Consider the following 19,428-nt stretch of genomic DNA (forward strand, 5'->3'; position numbering starts at 1 on the left):
TGATTGATTGATTGATTGATTGATTGATTGATTGATTGATTGATTGATTGATTGACATAATTTTCCCTTTAAATTAACTCTGCTACTAGTGTGGTAATATTTCTTAATAAATCTTACCGATCATATTTTGCTTATAAAAATATTTTAATTTGAGATGGTTGTATGGATGCCACGCTTGGCATCCATAAACATAATTTTACGCATTGTTTTTGCAATAGACGTAAAGCGTAGCATTCCTACAAAAACATTAGTTATTTTTGCGTTTTTAATAAATTCCAATATTTTTCATAAATATCCACGGCATCGCCTACATCCGCTTGGAAAATTCCCTTTTTCACCTCTTCTTCAGGCGGGAACAATAATGGGTTCGCCGCATCTTCCGGTTTTAGCAAGGCTTTGACTCCTTTGTTTGGCATAGAATAACCCATACGCTCGATAATGATTTTTGCGTGTTCTGGTCGAAGCATAAAATCAATAAATTTATGGGCGGCATCGACATGTTTTGAACCTTTTGGAATGGCATAGTTATCCATCCAGAAAATCGCCCCTTCTTTCGGGTAAATAAATTGAATATCAGGATTTTCTTTATTTGCCATATAAGCCGAGCCATTCCAAATCATCCCCAAATCTACTTCCCCTTGAATATACGGCAGTTCAGGCGTATCTGAGTTAAAGGTTGCCACATTCGGTAATAATTTTGTCAAACGTTCATAGGCGGCTTTGATTTCCGCTTCATTGGTGGTATTTGGCGACTTGCCGTCTAACAATAAGGCAATGTGGAACACCTCGCGCGCATCCGCGGTCAACAATACCTTGCCTTGGTATTCCGGGTTCCATAAATCGCCCCAACCGCTGATTTTACTTGGATCAACCACCGCAATATTAACGCCGATACCGGTTAAACCATAAACATAAGGCAAAGAATATTGGTTATTTGGATCAAATTCTTTGTTTAAGAGATTGTCCGGAATTTGGTGAAAATTACTGAGTTTGCTGTGATCAATTTTTTCCAACATCCCTTCTTTCACCATTTTGCCAATGTAATAACTGGATGGGAAAACTAGGTCATAGCCTGTATCCTGCATTAATTTCATTTTAGAATACATCTCTTCGTTGCTTTCAAAGGTGGAATAATTGACGCCGATACCGGTTTCTTTGGTAAAGGCAGCAATAAGATCAGAGGGAATATAGTCTGTCCAGTTATAAATACGGATTTCTTCAGCCCAAGATTGCGCAGAAAATAATGCAATGGCTGAAAGCATGAAACTTTTTAATGAACGAGAAAGGATTGCTTTCATGGTGTGTACTCCTTAAAGTGCGGTCAAAATTCGCCACGATTATAGCATAGTTGCAAAGCGTTGACATATACGCTCAGCCGAGTAAGATCCCCATCCAATTACTTTAGGAAAATCGTTATGCTTAACTTTGCTCATCAAGAACACAAAAAAACCTATTATTACGACAGCCGAAATCTCGACATTATTCGACCGCACTTAGCACAAAATCTGCATGCGGATGTGTGCATCATTGGGGCTGGATTTGGTGGTTTATCCGCCGCCTTGGAATTGGCGGAACAAGGCAAAAGTGTGATCGTGCTGGAAGGGGCGCGGATTGGGTTTGGTGCTTCAGGCCGTAGCGGTGGGCAAGCGATTAATGGCTTTGAAGACGGCATCGATGAATATGTGGAGCAATTTGGTTTTGATATGACCCAAAAATTGTGGGCAATGTCTTTGGAAGCCATTGATATTATTGATGAGCGCATTGCGAAATACGGTATTCAGTGCGATTGGAAAAAAGGTTATGCCACACTGGCACTCAATCATCGCCGAATGGATGATTTGTTGGCAATCGAAAAATCCAGCCGTGAAGTGTTTGGTTATGGCAATATGCAATTATGGGATAAGGCACAACTTAAGCAATATTTAGGTTCTGATATTTATGTGGGCGGTTTGTTTGACAGCAATTCAGGGCATTTACATCCGCTGAACTATTGTCTTGGTTTAGCGAAAGCTTGTTTGGATTTAGGTGTACAAATTTTCGAGCATTCTCCGGTGGTGGATATGAAAACCCAAGGGGATAAAGTGATGTTGAAAACCAAAAAAGCACAGGTGACCGCACAAAATGTGGTCATTGCGACCAATGCCTATATCGCAGGTTTGCCGCGTTCTATTCACCGAGGCACCGCACGCAAAATCTTACCGGTGGAAAGTTTTATTATTGCGACCGAACCCCTTGAACAAACCGTGGCGGATAGCGTGATCAATAATGGCATGTCCGTTTGTGATAACAATTTGTTGTTAGATTATTATCGTTTAAGCGCGGATAATCGCTTATTATTTGGTTCCGATAGCAGCTCAAATAAAGATATGGTGCAGGTCATGCGCCGCAATATGCTCAAAGTCTTCCCGCAATTAGCGGATGTGAACATTGATTATGGTTGGGGCGGCCCCATCGATATGACCATGAATTCTCAACCGCACTTTGGGCGCATTAAACCCAATATTTATTTTGCCCACGGTTATTCAGGGCATGGTGTTGCTTTGACCGGGTTGGCAGGGCGCATCATTGCCGAAGCAATTTTGGGCAATGATGAACGTTTAAGTGTGTTTGAACAACTGAAAATTCCATCCATTTATGGCGGTAAATTGGTGAAAAAACTCGCTTTGAAAGTGGGCATTCCTTATTATCGTTTTTTGGACAAATATCGGTAAGACAAACCATCCTAGGCTTGCAAATAGGCGTTTAATGCTTGGATTTGCGTTCTCGCATCCGCCACGCCTAAGTCGTACATCGCTTGCACTTTCGCCGGATTTTTCTCTAACCGACTAATATTCAGATCCACGGAGGGACGAATAACAAAAATCTTACCCTGTTGTTCTAACTCTATCACGCGTTCTACCGCCTGATTATATTCCAAATAACGATTGGCCCAACGTTCACAGAGTTTAGGATAGTGGCGATACATCAAGTTAAACAATAGGGTAGAGCTCGGTTTTTTGCGGTAGTCCAACGGACGCGTTAACACCACAATAATCTTGTCATAACCTAATGCCAGTGTTTTCTGCAAAGGAATGCTGTCTGCAATCCCCCCATCAAGATAGCGTTGACCATCTACTTCCACCATTTTCGACACCATGGGCATCGCAGATGTGGCGCGTAATGTTTCCATTTGCGCAAAGGCATCGGTAATTTTGATATATTCCGGTTCACCTGTTTCCACATTAGTTAGCGTTACCCAAAAGTCTATATTTGATTGAGAAAACCTTGTTTGGTCAAAGGGATCAAGAGTAAAGGGTAATTCATAAAAAGCGAAATCGCGATTAACAATATTGCCTGTGGTGAATAAACTATGTAACCCCATATAACGCTTATCATTGAGATATTTCAGGTTATAACGCAACACGCGACCACGCTGTTGAGACGGAAAATTCACGCCAAATAAGGCACCGGCTGAAACCGTGATCATTCCATTTACTTGAATTTGTTCATCTAAAAACACATCCAACACCCCAGCGGTAAATAACCCACGCATGGCACCGCCTTCAAGGACTAAAGCTGTTTTCATTTATTTCTCCTCTTTTGAGATATTATACGTCATTTTTTGTGCAATTTGACTTTTTATGTCTAATTGTGTAGCATGATACAAAATCTAATTTTGTAGTGATGCTACTTTTCAATTTAGTCATCTGACTATCTTAAGCGAATATTCTCTAAAATATCCGCACTCAAAATCCCCTATCTTGTAGGGTGTCCGTAAATTAAATTTTTATTATTCATCGCACATTATCGCTTTTTGTAGCTAAAGTGCGGTCGTTTTTTTATCCAAAAATGGAGCATATATGTCGTTTATTAATAGACTTCGTGCGTCAAGCACATTAAAAGCCCCAATTTTTGTGCCTACGGTGGTTTTTGTTGCGATTGTCGCAATTTTTTGTTCAGTTTTTCCTGAGCAGGCACAAACAACTTTAGACACAGTAAAGCAATCTGTCTTTACTCATTTTAGTTGGTTTTATATTTTAGCCGGTTCGATTTTTTTCCTGTTTTTGATTTTTTTATGTGTAAGTTCTTTAGGTAGCATTCGTTTAGGGGCTGATACAGATGAACCAGAGTTTTCCTTTATGTCTTGGATTGCAATGTTATTTGCAGCAGGAATGGGAATTGGTTTGATGTATTTTGGTGTGGCGGAACCTATCTTACATTACTTAAAACCAACAGAAGCAGGGTTAGACGAAGCAACAAGAGCCAAGGAAGCCATGATGACAACATTTTATCATTGGGGCATTCATGCTTGGGCGATTTATGCGGTTATTGCTTTAGCTTTGGCTTATTTTGGTTTTCGCTATAAATTACCCTTAACCGTTCGTTCGGGTTTTTACCCTTTACTCAAAAATCGTATTTCAGGATTTTGGGGACATTTGATTGATGTCGTTGCACTGTGCAGTACTATTTTTGGTTTAACGACAACCTTAGGCTATGGCGCAATGCAAGTTAATGCCGGATTTAACAATCTTGGTCTTTTAACAAGTAATGATTTTGGTGTGCTTGCTATTATAGTGGTTATTGCCATGACATTAGCTGTCATATCTGCTATTTCGGGGGTAGGAAAGGGCGTTAAAATTTTAAGTGAAACTAATCTTCTCTTAGCAGGGTTATTACTTGTATTTGTTATTGTGGCAGGGCCTACTTTACATTTACTTTCCAGTTTCACTGAGAATTTAGGTTATTACTTTAGTTCATTATTAGAAATTAGTTTTCGTACTTTTGCTTATGAACCTGAAAAACAGAGCTGGCTAAATAGTTGGACTGTGGTGTATTGGGCATGGTGGGCATCTTGGGCGCCATTTGTGGGGATGTTTATTGCTAAAATATCAAAAGGGCGCACGATTCGTGAATTTATTTTAGGCGTGTTATTTGTGCCGTCTTTATTCAATATTTTGTGGATGACAAGTTTTGGCGGTTCGGCAATTTGGCTTGATCAACAAACCGATGGAGCATTAGCCGCACTCAGCAATAATACAGAAGCGTTATTATTTGGTTTCTTTAATCAATTACCATTTGGTACGATAACTTCTATTGTTGCGGTAACCGTTATTTCTATCTTCTTTGTGACATCAGCAGACTCGGGCATTTTTGTGCTTAATAATATTGCTTCACAAGGGGAAGAAAAATCACCTAAATGGCAAAGTATATTCTGGGGAGTATTACTTGCCGTGCTAGGTTTATCGTTACTTTATTCAGGTGGATTAGCATCGTTGCAGACCATGACCTTACTCATTGCTTTACCCTTTATGGCAATTATGATTGTCCTTTGTTTTGGTTTGTGGAAAGGGCTTATGGTTGATAGCCAATATTCCAGCAAGAAGTTTACGCACGGTAGTAGCAACTGGACAGGCGAAAATTGGAAAGTGCGGTTAGAAAAAATCGTGAATCCAACCAATCGTAAAGATATTCGTCAATTTCTATTAAAAACAGCACGCCCAGCCTTTAAAGAGTTGGTGGAAGAATTTGAAGGGCATGGCTTAACTGCACAAATGCGATTTATTGAGGGTAAAAATCCCAAAATTGAATTTGAGGTGGTGAAAGAAAACTTACGTAATTTCTTATATGGTATAGAATGCCAATCGCGTGAATTGTCAGATTTAGTGGTGGAAGATAGCAATGTGCCGAATATTGAAGAGAGCCAAATTTATGAGCCGATCACTTATTTCTTTGATGGTCGCTACGGTTATGATGTGCAATATATGACCAAAGATGAGTTGATTGCAGATGTATTAAAACAATACGAACGCTTTATGAATTTAGCTATGGATGAAAGCCATGAATTGATGACGGCTGATGTGGAAAGTTTCATGGAAACAAACTCTGAACTGGAAGATATGGACGAAAACAAATCCGTATAACAATGGGGAACCCCATTTTAGGAGATTTTATGCAGAAACCCACTTTTTACTCGCTTTTTTCAGGGATTTTCTTTTTATTTTTTGGTTACGGTCTGTTTCTCAATTCTGCGGGTATCAAACTCGCAGAAATGGGGGTGAGCGATGTGGTTATCGGCTTATTAAATGCTGCCTTTTTTATGGGGGCGGCAATGAGCACCATTTTTGCTCAACGTATCGTATCAAGTGTTGGGCATATTCGTTCATTTAGTGTTTTTGGGGCAGTGTTTGCAATTGCTGCCCTAAGCCATATGATGTTAGAAAATTTATGGATATGGGGAATTTTACGTATAGTACTTGGTTTTTGTCATTATAGTTTATTGCTATTAGTGGAGAGCTGGCTAAGCGATAAAACCAATATTAATACTCGAGGAAAAGCATTAGCGACTTATAATATTATTTTCTATCTAGCCTTTATTTTAGGTGTAAGTTTATTAAGTTTTGATTTATCAAGTAATAATATTTTTACGCTTTCAACAATATTAGTGGTGATGTCAATGATCCCTATTGCGCTCACCAAAATGACACAACCTGAGTTGCCTAAACGTGAACGTATTAGTTTGCCTTCTTTATTTGTAATTTCACCATTGGCACTTGTAACGAGCTTTATTAGTGGAATGTTGGTAAATGGCTTTTTCACAATGGTATCAGTCTTTATGTTAAAGCTACATTTTAGTCTGAGTGAAATTTCATTATATTTAATGGCAGCGATGATCGGAGGGTTTCTTAGTCAATTACCCGTTGCAAGCCTATCTGATAAGCTAGGAAGACGTAATACCATTTTGATTTGTAGTAGTATTGCAACTCTTACAGCAGGTATAGGGTTATTTATACTTTTTCTACAAACTACAAGTAGTTGGTATCAATATATTATTGCTTTTTTCTTTGGTTGTAGTTTATTTACACTCTATGCGTTGAGCATTGCTCGTGCAAATGATGAATTGCCAAATAATATGAATACTGTTGAAGTCAGTCGAGGATTACTATTTTGTTATGGAATTGGCGCGCTGATTGCTCCACCGCTTCTTGGTATAGTCATGGCATTTTCACCTGAATACGGTTTTTATACTTTTTTTTGTATCTGTTCAGTTGTTTTACTATGTTGTGCAGTTCGAACCAAACCAATACCCAAATCAGAACGTGTTGAAATGCAACTTTTTACTCCAATGGCAACTGCTACTGCAATAGATGAGCTGGAAATGAGTACAGAACCACAAGTTCCCTTTGATGATGAATTGGTACAACGATACCAAGAGAATTTAATACAATATGGAGAGACGGAATTGGAAAACAAACAGAACAGTGTTAAAGATTTATAGTATCACTATTCAGATTTATCGTGATTTTAAATGAACAAACTTCAAATTTTATAAGGTATTTTATGGATACAGCATTATTGCTCTCTATTATCGTTGGATTAGGTATCTTCGCACAATGGTTAGCTTGGTATCTTAAACAACCATCAATTTTATTTTTACTTCTTATCGGTATCTTATCTGGACCTGTGTTAGGCATTTTTAATCCTGATGCTGTCTTTGGCGATTTGCTTTTTCCTATGATTTCACTTGGCGTTGCCGTCATTTTATTTGAAGGTGCGCTAACATTAGAATTTAAGGAGATCAAAGGACATGGAAAAACCGTACAATTACTTGTGACTTTAGGTGCATTAATCACAATTATCGTCTTATCTATCGCAACCTATGTTCTCTTTGATGTAGATCTTGAGATTGCATTGTTATTTGGTTCACTTGTTTGTGTGACAGGTCCGACAGTGATTGCCCCATTGCTACGTAGCGTTCGTCCAAATAGCAATATTGCCAATGTATTGAAATGGGAAGGTATTATTGTTGACCCGATTGGCGCAATTTTTGTTGTGTTAGTTTATGAATATATTGTCACTGGTAGTGGTGAAGAAGGCGTATTGATCTTCTTAAAAATGGCAGTATTGGCAACCGCTTTAGGAGTTATAGGTGCGTTTCTACTTGCCCAATTAATAAAAAAGAACTGGGTACCCGATTATCTACGTAATGTTTTTACGTTAGCATTTATTTTATTGCTATTTGCATTTTCTAATGCAGTTGAGCATGAATCCGGATTGTTGACGATTACTATTTTAGGTGTAGCCTTAGCTAACTGGAAAGATTTTCCCAAAGATCATATTTTAGAGTTTAAAGAATCATTAACCGTATTATTGGTTTCCACGTTATTTATTGTGCTTTCTGCTCGAGTTGATTTAGGGGCATTAATCAGTGTTGGTTTTTCTGGTTTAGTCTTATTGTTGGTGGCAATGTTTGTTGCACGACCACTGGCGGTATTCTTTTCTTCAATCGGTTCTAATTTAACATTAAATGAAAAATTAATGATTAGTTGGATCGGTCCAAGAGGTATTGTTGCCGCAGCAATTTCATCACTTTTTGCAATTCGACTACAACAGAGTGATTTAAAAGGAGTAGAGTTACTTGTTCCGTTGGTATTTACTATTATTATTGGGACGGTAATTGTACAAGGGCTAAGTGCAAAAACGATGGCTAGTTTACTGAATGTACGTCAAGCTAAAAATAATGGCGTATTAATTGTTGGCTCGAACCCTGTTGCATTAATGGTCGCTAAAGCATTGCAAGAAGCAAATATAGATGTGGTCGTTGCTTTTCATAATTACGATAATATTGCAAAGGCGCGTATGCTTGGTCTTCGAACTTATTATGGTAGCCCTATTTCAGCGCATGCAGATACTCATCTTGACTTAGTGGGTATCGGTATTTTGCTTGCTATGAGTACGGATCGAGAACTTAATGCGTTATCAGAAATGCATTATCGCCATGAATTTGGAGCAGAAAATATTTACCGCTTAAAATTTAGTGAAGATAACAATAGACGTGAACAAGACCAACGCCACAAAGACTTACAGTCCCGTTGGTTATTTAATCAAAATGCGACTTATGCAAAACTATCGAGTATGCTGTCAAAAAATGCTAATGTGAAAGTCACAAATATCACAGACACTTATAGTTTTGAGCAATATCAAGCTGATAATAAAGAGTTTATTCCATTATTCTGTATTGATAAACAAGGTAATATTACTATAATGAGTGAAAATCATACTTTGAATGAATTGCACGATTTCAAACTGGTTGCCTTGGTTTTATAATTTAAAATAAATCAAAATACCGCCTAAGTTTATTCGTGGCGGTATTTTTTATTGGGGCATTTAAAACATATTAAATGGCAGGATTAGCTTTGATTTGTGTTTAATTTCCCAAAAACTCCACTATTTTTCCAATAGCGACATCCATATGTTTAGGATTAGAGAAAGGATGATCAGCGCCTTCAATGGTGATGAGTTCAATGACATTGTTTTCCGCAAAAGTTTGCGACACAGAAATATCGACCATTTCATCCGCGGTTCCGTGAACGATTAACAGATTATCCGCTACATCCAAAAATTCATATTGCTGAATATCGCCCTGTGCTAAGTCGTCAAAAAAGTCTTTGCTTATTTTCATCTTACGCTCAAAGCCCCACATAATTTCTTTGCCTTTGCTGATTTTATGTTGTTCCTCTTCTGTTAGACGCTGCCAAAGGGAATGATAAATTTGCAAGGCCGGCGCGCGTAAAGCAATTTTGGTAAAAGGATTACCCTGTTCAGCGAGGTATTTCAAAATCAAATAACCGCCAAAACTGGTGGCGTACACCGACACATTCTGCGCCTGCATTTTTTCTTTGGCATAATCCAACACCACTTGGATATAATCCAAACATTCCGCCACGGTCAATTTTTTCCGTGCGTCTGTGCCGTGGGCAGGAAAATCAAAGGCAATTGCTGCGTAATTTTTGTATTTTGCAATAAGACGCTCGCCAAATTTACTATTGGATTTTAAGTCTTTATTTGAACCGAAACCGTGCAAAATCAACACCACATTTTCCGCATGATGAGGGTCTTTATCATAAAATAATTTACAACGAATACTGTGACCTTGTTCGTTAATATCAAAAAGTTTTTCCATTTTTTACGTCCAATTTTTGATTAATTGTGTCAAAATGCGGTTGTTTTTCTGTTTATTCTGAAATAGATATAACATTTAACATTATATAAAGCTGAAATGACGGTTGGTGAGCTTGTCGAACCATAAGGCATTTCAGCGTATGACCGCACAAGACTTACGTTTCGACAGGCTCAACGACCGTCTTGTATTACTGTGCCATAATATCGAAATATCGTAAAATTCACCGCACTTTATTCTGTGGCTAAACCAAACTCTGCAAAAATTCCACCATACTACGCACTGCAGGCACCGCGCCGCGGTTTTTATAATAAAGCAGAGAAACAGGGGAAATTTTCATTTGCCATTCAGGCAGAATTTGAATTAAATCAGCCCGTGAGTGATATGTAAAAATCGGCAATGTTCCAATACCCACGCCACGCTGAATTTGTTTTTCTATGGCAATAAAATCATTCGACACCAAACGGCAAGTGGGCATAATGGCAATTTCATGCTGCTCGCGTTTAAATTGCCATGGAAAAGTGTATGACTGCCCGATAATATTATGCTGATAAAGCTCGTTAGGGGTTTGTGGCGCTTTGTGTTTGATTAAATAGTCGTGACTGGCAAATAGCCCAAGTTCCGCATAAATCCAAGGTTTTGCCACCACATTGTCGTTATCAATGGTGCCCACACGTATTGCCAAATCGATGCCATCTTGGATCATATTAATTTTTTGGTGGCTGAGATTAATGTCCAAATTCACATCGGGATTTTCTTGCAAATAACGCCCTAAGTGCGGTTCGATAAGCAAATGAAAAATATCTGCTGCCACAGAAATGCGTAATAAACCACTCGGTTTGACCAAGCTATTTTGTACGCTTTCAATCGCCAATTCCGCTTCCGTTAACATCGCCTGCGCACGTTCAAAAAAACGCTCGCCCAATTCATTCAAACGAACCCCTTTTTTGCCACGATTGAGTAATTGCGTGCCTAGGGCTTGTTCCAATTGGGTTAAACGGCGACTTAAGCGCGACACGGGGATGCCTGTTAATTCCGCGGCGTGGCTTAGGCTGCCGGATTGCACCACGGAAACAAATAATCGTATGTCGTCTAAACTGATTTTATCCATTTTCATCTTTCCATTTTTAGAAAATAAATTATCGTTATTGTATCTTGTTGCAATTTTGTATTCAATTAAAATGCATACATCGAAACGCGTTAGGAGATAAAAATAACGTGTTAATGTCAGACAGAATAAGGAGTACAGTATGAAAAAAGTTGCAAAAGTACATCAAGCCCCACAAAAACACTGGGTGGGTAACGGTTTCCAAGTTCAATCCATGTTTAGTTATCACGATACCGATAAACACTTAGATCCATTCCTTTTGATGGATTACAACCCACTGCGCCATTTTGACGGTGGTCGCAAATCCGATTATCGTGGCGTAGGCGAACATCCGCATCGTGGCTTTGAAACCGTGACCATTGCTTATCAAGGCGAAGTGTCGCACAAAGACTCTTACGGTGGTGGCGGTACCATTGGAACAGGCGATGTACAATGGATGACCGCAGGTTCTGGTGTGATGCACGAAGAATTTCATTCAGAAAAATTTTCGCAAGAAGGCGGTATGTTTGAAATGGTGCAACTTTGGGTCAATTTACCGGCGAAAGACAAAATGACCACACCAAAATACCAAGCCATTAAAGCAGCAGAGATTCCTGAAGTTGCCTTTGGCGACAACGCCGGTATTGCACGCATTATCGCGGGAGATTTTGAAACGACACAAGGTGTAGCCAGCACCTTTAGCCCTGTGAATATGTGGGATGTGCGAATGAATGCAGGAAAAAACCATACATTCCGCATTCCAGCCAGTCACAATTTGATTGTGTTAGTGCTTGACGGCACCGTGCAATTTAATGATTCGGACATTGCGCGCCGCGGTGAGTTGGTCACCTTTGAACGCGGTGAAGCCGATGTGCATATTGAAGCGAACAATGATGCGAAATTGCTTATTCTTACAGGTGAACCGCATAATGAACCGATTGTAGGTTATGGTCCATTTGTGATGAACACCAGAGATGAAATTGTACAAGCTTTCCATGATGTACAAAGCGGCAAATTTGGTTCAATTTCACGTTAAAAATAATTCCCTGTGCAATACACAGGGAATCTATCTTTCTATTTATGCAAAATGATTTTGCATAAATGTGACTTGTTGCATTTTTGTATTCAAATAAAATACGCGCCACAAACAAACTTTATTTTTGATTCATTTTTTAGGAAACATTATGAACAACTTATTTGAAAAACTTTCAGTCGCATTAAGCCCAATCACCCTATTAATCGCTCGTGTCGTTATTGGTTACATTATGGTTTTACACGGCTTACAAAAATTAACGGGAGATATGCCATTATTCTCACTTTTCGGGATAGGCGGTTTAATTGAAACGGTTGGCGGTTTATTCATTATTGTCGGATTATTCACACGCGCCGCCGCTTTCTTATTAGCAGGTCAAATGGCTGTGGCTTATTTAATGTTCCACGCCAGCGCAGAAACTTTCTTTAATCCAATTGCCAATAAAGGTGAACCTGCCGTACTTTTCTGTATGGCATTCTTATTCATCTTTGTCACCGGCGCAGGCAAATTATCCATTGATGCGAAAATCACAAAATAATCATACAATCGGGTGTTCAACCCGATTTTATCTAAAAGGAATATACTATGACAAAACAAATTGCTGTATTAGTTGGCTCTAATAGCGCAACATCTGTTAGCCAAATCGTTGCTCGTTATTTGCAAAGCATTGCCCCAGCAACGATTCAATTGAATTTTTTACAAATCGCTGATCTTCCGCTTTATGATCGTGATTCAGACACACAAGACATCACACAATACAACCGTTTCCGCGGCGAAATTGCGAAAGCCGATGCCGTCTTATTTATCACTCCTGAACACAACGGCAGTTTTTCAGCGATGATCAAAAATGCCATCGACATTGGCTCGCGTCCAATGGGTCAAAGTTTATAGATTGGCAAACCTGCCGGTATCGTTTCTGTTGCCGCAGGCGCAGCGGGTGGCGTTCGTGCTGCAGACCAACTTCGCACCATTTGCTCAGGGGCATTTATTAACATGCCAACGGCGTCATTTGCCGCAAATGTAGGCGGTATCTTCAATGGCGTTATTGGCGAAAACGGTGAAATTGTGTCAGAACCCGTCAAAGGTATGCTAAACGGTTTTATCAACGCCTATGCCGATTTTGTGGCGAAATTTTAGTTCTAGCCGATTAAAAACATAAAACAAAACAACCGCACTTTACAGCGAGCTTAGCGCCATAAAAGTGCGGTTGTTTTTTTGGTTATTTTTCTTATTAATATTCCCACTCATCAGGATTAATCCCCAAATCACGCATCATTTGTTTTGCGTCTTCGGGGATTTCATCGTGGCGTTCTTTAAGCAAATCTTCATCCGTTGGCAAAGGTTGCCCTGTGAATGCATGCAAAAAGGCTTCGCATAATAATTCACTATTTGTCGCATGGCGCAAATTTTTTAGCTGGCGGCGTGTGCGTTCGTTAGTCAAAATTTCTAATACTTTAATGGGAATAGAAACTGTGATTTTCTTGACTTGTTCGCTTTTTTTGCCGTGTTCTGCATAAGGGCTAATATATTTACCATCCCAATTTGCCATATTAATACCTGATTTACGTAGAAATTTTAGGGATATTCTAATCAAAATTCACATTAATCTCAATCTAGCCGTACAGACTGCTAAAAAAGAGTTACCTGAAAAAAATGCGGTGATTTTCACCGCACTTTTCGTGACTTGAAAGGCAAATTAGAGTTTCGCTGCTAACATCGCTTCTAATTTTTCGATATCTGCCGCAAATTTGCGGATACCGTCGGCGAGTTTTTCTACTGCCATTGGGTCGGCGTTGTGTTCCCAATAGAATTCGCTTTCCGTCATTGGTGCCGGACGTGCTTTGACTTCGCCTTGGTAGTCTAATTTGCGCACTAATGGCGCTTCGTTTTCTTGTAATTCTTTCAATAAAGCCGGTGAAATGGTTAAACGGTCGCAACCGGCAAGCTCAGTGATTTCGCCCACATTGCGGAAACTTGCGCCCATCACTACGGTGTTATAACCATATTGTTTGTAGTAGTTGTAGATTTGTGTCACAGAAATCACACCGGGATCTTCTGCCGGCGCGTAGTCTTTTTTGTCGGAGTTCGCTTTATACCAGTCTAAAATACGCCCCACAAATGGCGAAATTAAATAAACGCCTGCTTCTGCACAAGCGCGCGCCTGCGCTTGAGAGAATAATAGGGTTAAGTTACAGTTAATATTCTCTTTCTCAAGAATTTCAGCAGCACGGATACCTTGCCATGTTGATGCGATTTTAATCAAAATACGATCATTGGGAACACCGGCTTCATTATATAAGCGAATGATTTTGCGTGCTTTTTCAATGGTACCTTGAGTGTCGTAAGAAAGGCGTGCGTCCACTTCCGTTGAAATACGTCCCGGAACCAATTTTAAGATTTCTAACCCGATATTCACCGCCAATTTATCTTCGGCATCAATTAATTGCTGGGCTTTATCGCTACTTTGCGCTTTTGCATAAGCCACCGCATCATCGATAAGCGAAGCGTATTGCGGTAACGCCGATGCGCTTAAAATGAGAGATGGGTTAGTTGTGGCATCTTGAGGTTTATAAAGTTTCATGGCTTCGATATCGCCGGTATCAGCCACCACAACGGTCATTTGTTTAAGTGCGTCTAATTGTGTTGTCATAATATTTCCTTATAAAGTGAACAAATTGTTTCCTGATTATGTGCCATAATCTGATAAATCGCTAGTCTTTATTCAAATTTTTTATAGGTTGAGCTCAAGAGATAAAAACAGTATCCTATCGCCAATTTTTTCATAAAAAGGCAACACAATGTTAAACCAACAAATTAGCCAAATTATTGCTGACGAACTTAATGTTCGCGCCGCACAAATTCTCGCCGCCATTCAATTATTAGACGATGGCAACACCATTCCTTTTATCGCTCGTTATCGTAAAGAAGTGACCGGTGGCTTGGATGACACCCAATTACGTCATTTTGAAACCCGTTTAATTTATTTGCGCGAATTAGAAGATCGCCGCCAAACCATTTTGAAATCCATTGATGAACAAGGCAAATTAACGGATGAGTTACGCGAAAAAATTCTGCAAACCCAAAGCAAAACCGAATTAGAAGATTTGTATTTGCCTTATAAACCAAAACGCCGCACCAAAGGTCAAGCGGCCATTGAAGCCGGTCTTGAGCCGTTGGCAGATTTGCTTTGGAATGAACCGAACAATGATCCGGAAACTGCCGCCGCGCAATTTGTTGATGCTGAAAAAGGCGTGACGGATACCAAAGTCGCCTTAGACGGTGCGCGCTATATTTTAATGGAACGTTTTGCCGAAGATGCGCAATTGTTGGCAAAAGTTCGCACCTATTTACAACAAAGTGCGGTGCTTGTATCGAAAGTTTTGGAAGGCAAAGAAGCAGAAGGGGCAAAATTCCAAGATTATTTTGATCACCAAGAACCTTTGCGTCATGTGCCTTCTCACCGCGCGCTAGCCATGTTCCGTGGGCGTAACGAAGGTATTTTGCAATTAAGTTTAAATGCAGATCCTGATGCAGAAGAAGGCAGCCGTTCGAGCTATTGTGAAGAAATTATCCGCGAACATTTAAATGTGCGCCTAAGTGGACAACCGGCGGATAAATGGCGTGAGCAAGTGATTGCGTGGACGTGGAAAATTAAAGTTGCCCTACATTTAGAAACAGAATTAATGGGCGCGTTGCGTGAAAAAGCGGAAGAGGAAGCCATTGATGTTTTTGCCCGAAATTTATCCGCACTTTTAATGGCAGCCCCTGCCGGCGCAAAAAATACCATGGGCTTAGACCCGGGATTGCGTACCGGAGTAAAAGTCGCCGTAGTGGATAACACAGGGAAATTGTTGGATACCGCCACAATTTATCCCCATACCGGACAAATGGATGCGGCATTAGTGACCATTTATAAGCTCATTAAAGCCCATCATGTGGAATTGATTTCCATTGGTAACGGCACGGCATCGCGCGAAACAGAGCGTTTTGCCAAAGAGGTGATCAAAGAGATTAAAGAAAATAAACCCCAAACCGTGGTGGTCAGTGAAGCCGGGGCGTCGGTTTACTCCGCCTCAGAATTGGCGGCCGCAGAATTCCCTGAGCTAGATGTCTCTTTGCGTGGCGCGGTGTCTATTGCGCGCCGTTTACAAGACCCGTTGGCGGAATTGGTGAAAATCGAACCGAAAGCCATTGGCGTTGGGCAATATCAACACGATGTGAATCAATCCCAACTGGCGCGTAAACTCGATGCCGTGGTGGAAGATTGTGTTAATGCCGTGGGGGTGGATTTAAATACCGCGTCTGCGCCGTTATTGGCACGTGTGGCTGGGATGACCAAAACCTTAGCGCAAAATATCGTGGCGTACCGCGATGAAAACGGACGTTTTAACAGCCGTGCGGAATTGAAAAAAGTGCCGCGCTTAGGGCCGAAAGCCTTTGAACAATGTGCAGGTTTTATGCGTATTACCCATGGTAAAAACCCATTGGATGCCTCTGGTGTTCACCCGGAATCTTATGTGGTGGTGGAAAAAATCTTACAGGCCACGGAACAATCTATTCAAGATTTAATGGGAAATGCCGGTGCCTTACGCCAACTTGATGCGAAACAATTTACCGATGAGCAATTTGGTTTGCCAACGGTGATGGATATTTTTAAAGAATTGGAAAAACCCGGGCGCGACCCGCGCGGTGAATTTAAAACCGCCACCTTTATGGACGGCGTGGAAGACATTGCGGATTTAAAAGCAGGGATGATTTTAGAAGGCACCATTACCAACGTGACCAACTTCGGCGCGTTTGTGGATATTGGTGTACATCAAGACGGTTTAGTGCATATTTCTTCTTTAAGCGACAAGTTTGTGGAAGATCCGCATCAAGTGGTGAAAACCGGCGATGTGGTGAAAGTGAAAGTGTTAGAAGTAGATGTAGCGCGTAAACGGATTGCCTTGACCATGCGATTAGACGAAAGCGCGGTGAAAAATAGTGAAAAATCTGACCGCACTTTAAGTGCAAAACCACGCTCAGAACAACGTGACAACCGCCAACCACAGCGCAATCAATTTACCAATAACGCCTTTGCGGACGCGCTAAAAGGTTGGAAAAAGTAATCTCTATACTCCCCATATTAGGTATATAATTCCCAAAATATGGGGAGTATTCTTACGCCATTTTTCTCTTAACAGGTCTTAATATGGAACTCTACGCTTACATCTGCCTTTTATTCGGGCTATCGATGTTCATTTCTTTTTTTACACGAAAATTAACGGACAACATTCAAACCACCATTGCCATTACCGCTTCCGCCATTGTAGCGTCATTTTTGGTGTTAACCTTGGGGTCATTAAGCTGGCTCAAAGTCGATGAACTGGCCATTTCAATTGTGGAACAAATTGATTTTAAAAGCTTCTTATTAAACGGTATGCTCGGCTTCCTGCTTTTCGCCGGTTCCCTTGGCATAAAATTGCCCCTAATGAAAGAACAACGCCGTGAAATTGCGGTGTATGCTTTATTTTCAACTCTGGCTTCAACCTTTTTTGTCGGCGGATTGATTTACGTTATCGTGATGTTGTTTGGGCTTAATATCGGTTTTGTGTATTGTCTGTTATTCGGCGCGCTCATTTCGCCGACCGACCCGATCGCCGTTCTTGCCATCATCAAAAGTTTAAAAGCCCCAAAACGTTTATCTATGCAAGTTGAAGGCGAATCGCTGTTTAATGATGGTATCGGTTTAGTGATTTTCACCACCGTATTCGCCGTGGCTTTTGAAGGACAAGAAGCAACCCTAAGCGGCATTTTAGGTTTATTTTTGCAAGAAGCGGTGGGGGGTATTCTCTTTGGTTTGTTCACCGGTTTTGTGGCACATAAATTTATCTCTGCCACCGATGACGGTAGTTTAGAAATTTTGATTACCCTCACCGTACCGACCGTTGGCTTTGTTATTGCCAACTACTTACATGTGTCGGGCGCATTAGCCATGGTTGTCTCAGGCATTATGATCGGCAACTGGACGCGCCGCCAAGGTTTCTCCGAGCAAAGCCGCTTATATCTCGACCATTTTTGGGAAATGATTGACCATTCCTTGAACTATTTACTCTTCTTATTAATTGGTTTAAGTGCCTTGCTTGTGGATTTCACCACCATTGGCGGTGTGTTAATGCTCATTGCTATTCCGGTTTGCCTGTTAGCACGCTATATAAGCCTTTGGTTGCCTTATCAAGTATTAAAACGCTTTGCCGCTTACAATCCTTACACCTTACGCATTTTAACATGGGGCGGATTACGCGGTGGTTTAGCGTTAGCCATGGCATTGGCCATCCCCACCGGCACAGTGATGATTTCAAGCCAAGAAGGGAATTTAGATGTACGCGATTTGATTTTGTTAATGACCTATTCTGTGGTGACCTTTTCAATCTTAGTACAAGGCTCTACCATTGAACCGATGATTAGAAAATCCAAATTGGAAGACCCAAGACGCCGAGCCTTTAATAAATTAGGCGGCAAAGAGGATTTCATGCCGCATATTTAATCAACCTTGATCACTCTTGTAGGGACACGACGCTTCGTGTCCCAATATCAACATTGGTTGTAAATTGGAATTGGACGCCAAGCGTGGCGTCCCTACAATGACGTTGAATTATGGATATTCGAAAAAAATAAAATTCGAAGTGTTTGTAGGGACACGACGCTTCGTGTCCCAATATCAATATTGGTTGTAAATTGGAATTGGACGCCAAGCGTGGCGTCCCTACAATGACGTTGAATTATGGATATTCGAAAAAAATAAAATTCGAAGTATTTGTAGGGACACGACGCTTCGTGTCCCAATATCAATATTGGTTGTAAATTGGAATTGGACGCCAAGCGTGGCGTCCCTACAATGACGTTGAATTATGGATATTCGAAAAAAATAAAATTCGAAGTGCTTGTAGGGACACGACGCTTCGTGTCCCAATATCAACATTGGTTGTAAATTGGAATTGGACACCAAGCGTGGCGTCCCTACAATAACGTTGAATTATGGATATTCTAAAAAAATAAAATTCGAAGTGTTTGTAGGGACACGACGCTTCGTGTCCCAATATCAATATTGGTTGTAAATTGGAATTGGACGCCAAGCGTGGCGTCCCTACAATGACGTTGAATTATGGATATTCGAAAAAAATAAAATTCGAAGTGCTTGTAGGGACACGACGCTTCGTGTCCCAATATCAACATTGGTTGTAAATTGGAATTGGACACCAAGCGTGGCGTTTGGAATTGGACGCCAAGCGTGGCGTCCCTACAATAACGCTGAATTATGGATATTTGAAAAAATTAAATTCGAAGTGCTTGTAGGGACACGACGCTTCGTGTCCCAATATCAACATTGGT

14 protein-coding genes and 1 pseudogene are annotated in these 19,428 nt (G+C 40.5%); 9 read left to right on the forward strand and 6 right to left on the reverse strand.

Annotation, left to right across the window (positions count from 1 at the left end):
- Window positions 1-251: 251 nt before the first annotated feature.
- Window positions 252-1,298: an extracellular solute-binding protein gene (locus tag Q0O89_RS08140; RefSeq protein WP_293731205.1), complete on the reverse strand. Its 1,047-nt coding sequence runs from the start codon at window positions 1,296-1,298 to the stop codon at window positions 252-254.
- 117 nt (window positions 1,299-1,415) lie between these two features.
- Between Q0O89_RS08140 and Q0O89_RS08145 the strand changes: the two genes are divergently transcribed.
- A complete protein-coding gene (locus Q0O89_RS08145) occupies window positions 1,416-2,711 on the forward strand; it encodes an FAD-binding oxidoreductase (RefSeq protein ID WP_293731206.1) in 1,296 nt (431 codons plus the stop codon).
- 11 nt (window positions 2,712-2,722) lie between these two features.
- Here Q0O89_RS08145 and Q0O89_RS08150 read toward each other — a convergent pair whose 3' ends face one another.
- Window positions 2,723-3,565, reverse strand: coding sequence for a DUF6363 domain-containing protein (locus Q0O89_RS08150; protein ID WP_293731207.1), 843 nt, complete (start codon window positions 3,563-3,565; stop codon window positions 2,723-2,725).
- 274 nt (window positions 3,566-3,839) lie between these two features.
- Between Q0O89_RS08150 and Q0O89_RS08155 the strand changes: the two genes are divergently transcribed.
- From Q0O89_RS08155 to Q0O89_RS08165, 3 genes are all read left to right on the forward strand, one after another.
- Window positions 3,840-5,900 (forward strand): BCCT family transporter, encoded by a 2,061-nt coding sequence (locus tag Q0O89_RS08155; protein WP_293731208.1) that lies wholly within the window; start codon window positions 3,840-3,842, stop codon window positions 5,898-5,900.
- 29 nt (window positions 5,901-5,929) lie between these two features.
- Window positions 5,930-7,255, forward strand: coding sequence for an MFS transporter (locus tag Q0O89_RS08160; protein ID WP_273395444.1), 1,326 nt, complete (start codon window positions 5,930-5,932; stop codon window positions 7,253-7,255).
- A gap of 62 nt (window positions 7,256-7,317) precedes the next feature.
- Window positions 7,318-9,084: a sodium:proton antiporter gene (locus Q0O89_RS08165; protein ID WP_135710328.1), complete on the forward strand. Its 1,767-nt coding sequence runs from the start codon at window positions 7,318-7,320 to the stop codon at window positions 9,082-9,084.
- Window positions 9,085-9,184: 100 nt separating this feature from the next.
- On the opposite strand, the gene Q0O89_RS08170 is transcribed toward Q0O89_RS08165, so the two are convergent.
- Together Q0O89_RS08170 and Q0O89_RS08175 are read right to left on the reverse strand one after the other, a co-directional pair.
- Window positions 9,185-9,940, reverse strand: coding sequence for an alpha/beta fold hydrolase (locus Q0O89_RS08170; protein WP_293731209.1), 756 nt, complete (start codon window positions 9,938-9,940; stop codon window positions 9,185-9,187).
- Between the two features lie 241 nt (window positions 9,941-10,181).
- Entirely contained in the window at window positions 10,182-11,048 is an 867-nt protein-coding gene (locus Q0O89_RS08175; RefSeq protein ID WP_293731210.1) for a LysR family transcriptional regulator, read from the reverse strand.
- A 139-nt stretch (window positions 11,049-11,187) separates the two neighbouring features.
- On the opposite strand from Q0O89_RS08175, the gene Q0O89_RS08180 reads away from it, so the two are divergent.
- The 3 genes and pseudogenes from Q0O89_RS08180 to Q0O89_RS08190 all read left to right on the forward strand — a co-directional run bounded on the left by Q0O89_RS08180 (window position 11,188) and on the right by Q0O89_RS08190 (window position 13,194).
- Window positions 11,188-12,060, forward strand: a complete 873-nt coding sequence (locus tag Q0O89_RS08180) for a pirin family protein (protein ID WP_293731211.1) — start codon at window positions 11,188-11,190, stop codon at window positions 12,058-12,060.
- 148 nt (window positions 12,061-12,208) lie between these two features.
- Complete coding sequence (locus Q0O89_RS08185) at window positions 12,209-12,595, forward strand: DoxX family protein (RefSeq protein ID WP_293731212.1); 387 nt, start codon at window positions 12,209-12,211, stop codon at window positions 12,593-12,595.
- 47 nt (window positions 12,596-12,642) lie between these two features.
- Window positions 12,643-13,194, forward strand: a pseudogene (locus tag Q0O89_RS08190) (NAD(P)H-dependent oxidoreductase).
- Between the two features lie 94 nt (window positions 13,195-13,288).
- On the opposite strand, the gene metJ reads toward Q0O89_RS08190, so the two are convergent.
- Entirely contained in the window at window positions 13,289-13,606 is a 318-nt protein-coding gene (gene metJ, locus Q0O89_RS08195; RefSeq protein WP_135710345.1) for a met regulon transcriptional regulator MetJ, read from the reverse strand.
- 147 nt (window positions 13,607-13,753) lie between these two features.
- On the reverse strand, window positions 13,754-14,707 hold the full coding sequence (tal, locus tag Q0O89_RS08200; protein ID WP_293731213.1) for a transaldolase: 954 nt from the start codon (window positions 14,705-14,707) through the stop codon (window positions 13,754-13,756).
- Between the two features lie 148 nt (window positions 14,708-14,855).
- On the opposite strand from tal, the gene Q0O89_RS08205 reads away from it, so the two are divergent.
- Both Q0O89_RS08205 and Q0O89_RS08210 read left to right on the forward strand, forming a co-directional pair.
- Window positions 14,856-17,165 (forward strand): Tex family protein, encoded by a 2,310-nt coding sequence (locus Q0O89_RS08205; RefSeq protein WP_293731214.1) that lies wholly within the window; start codon window positions 14,856-14,858, stop codon window positions 17,163-17,165.
- Window positions 17,166-17,248: 83 nt separating this feature from the next.
- Window positions 17,249-18,583, forward strand: a complete 1,335-nt coding sequence (locus Q0O89_RS08210; protein WP_293731215.1) for a sodium:proton antiporter — start codon at window positions 17,249-17,251, stop codon at window positions 18,581-18,583.
- The last annotated feature ends 845 nt before the right edge of the window (window positions 18,584-19,428 follow it).

It is taken from the genome of uncultured Actinobacillus sp. (assembly GCF_945915845.1).
GTDB lineage: Bacteria > Pseudomonadota > Gammaproteobacteria > Enterobacterales > Pasteurellaceae > Exercitatus.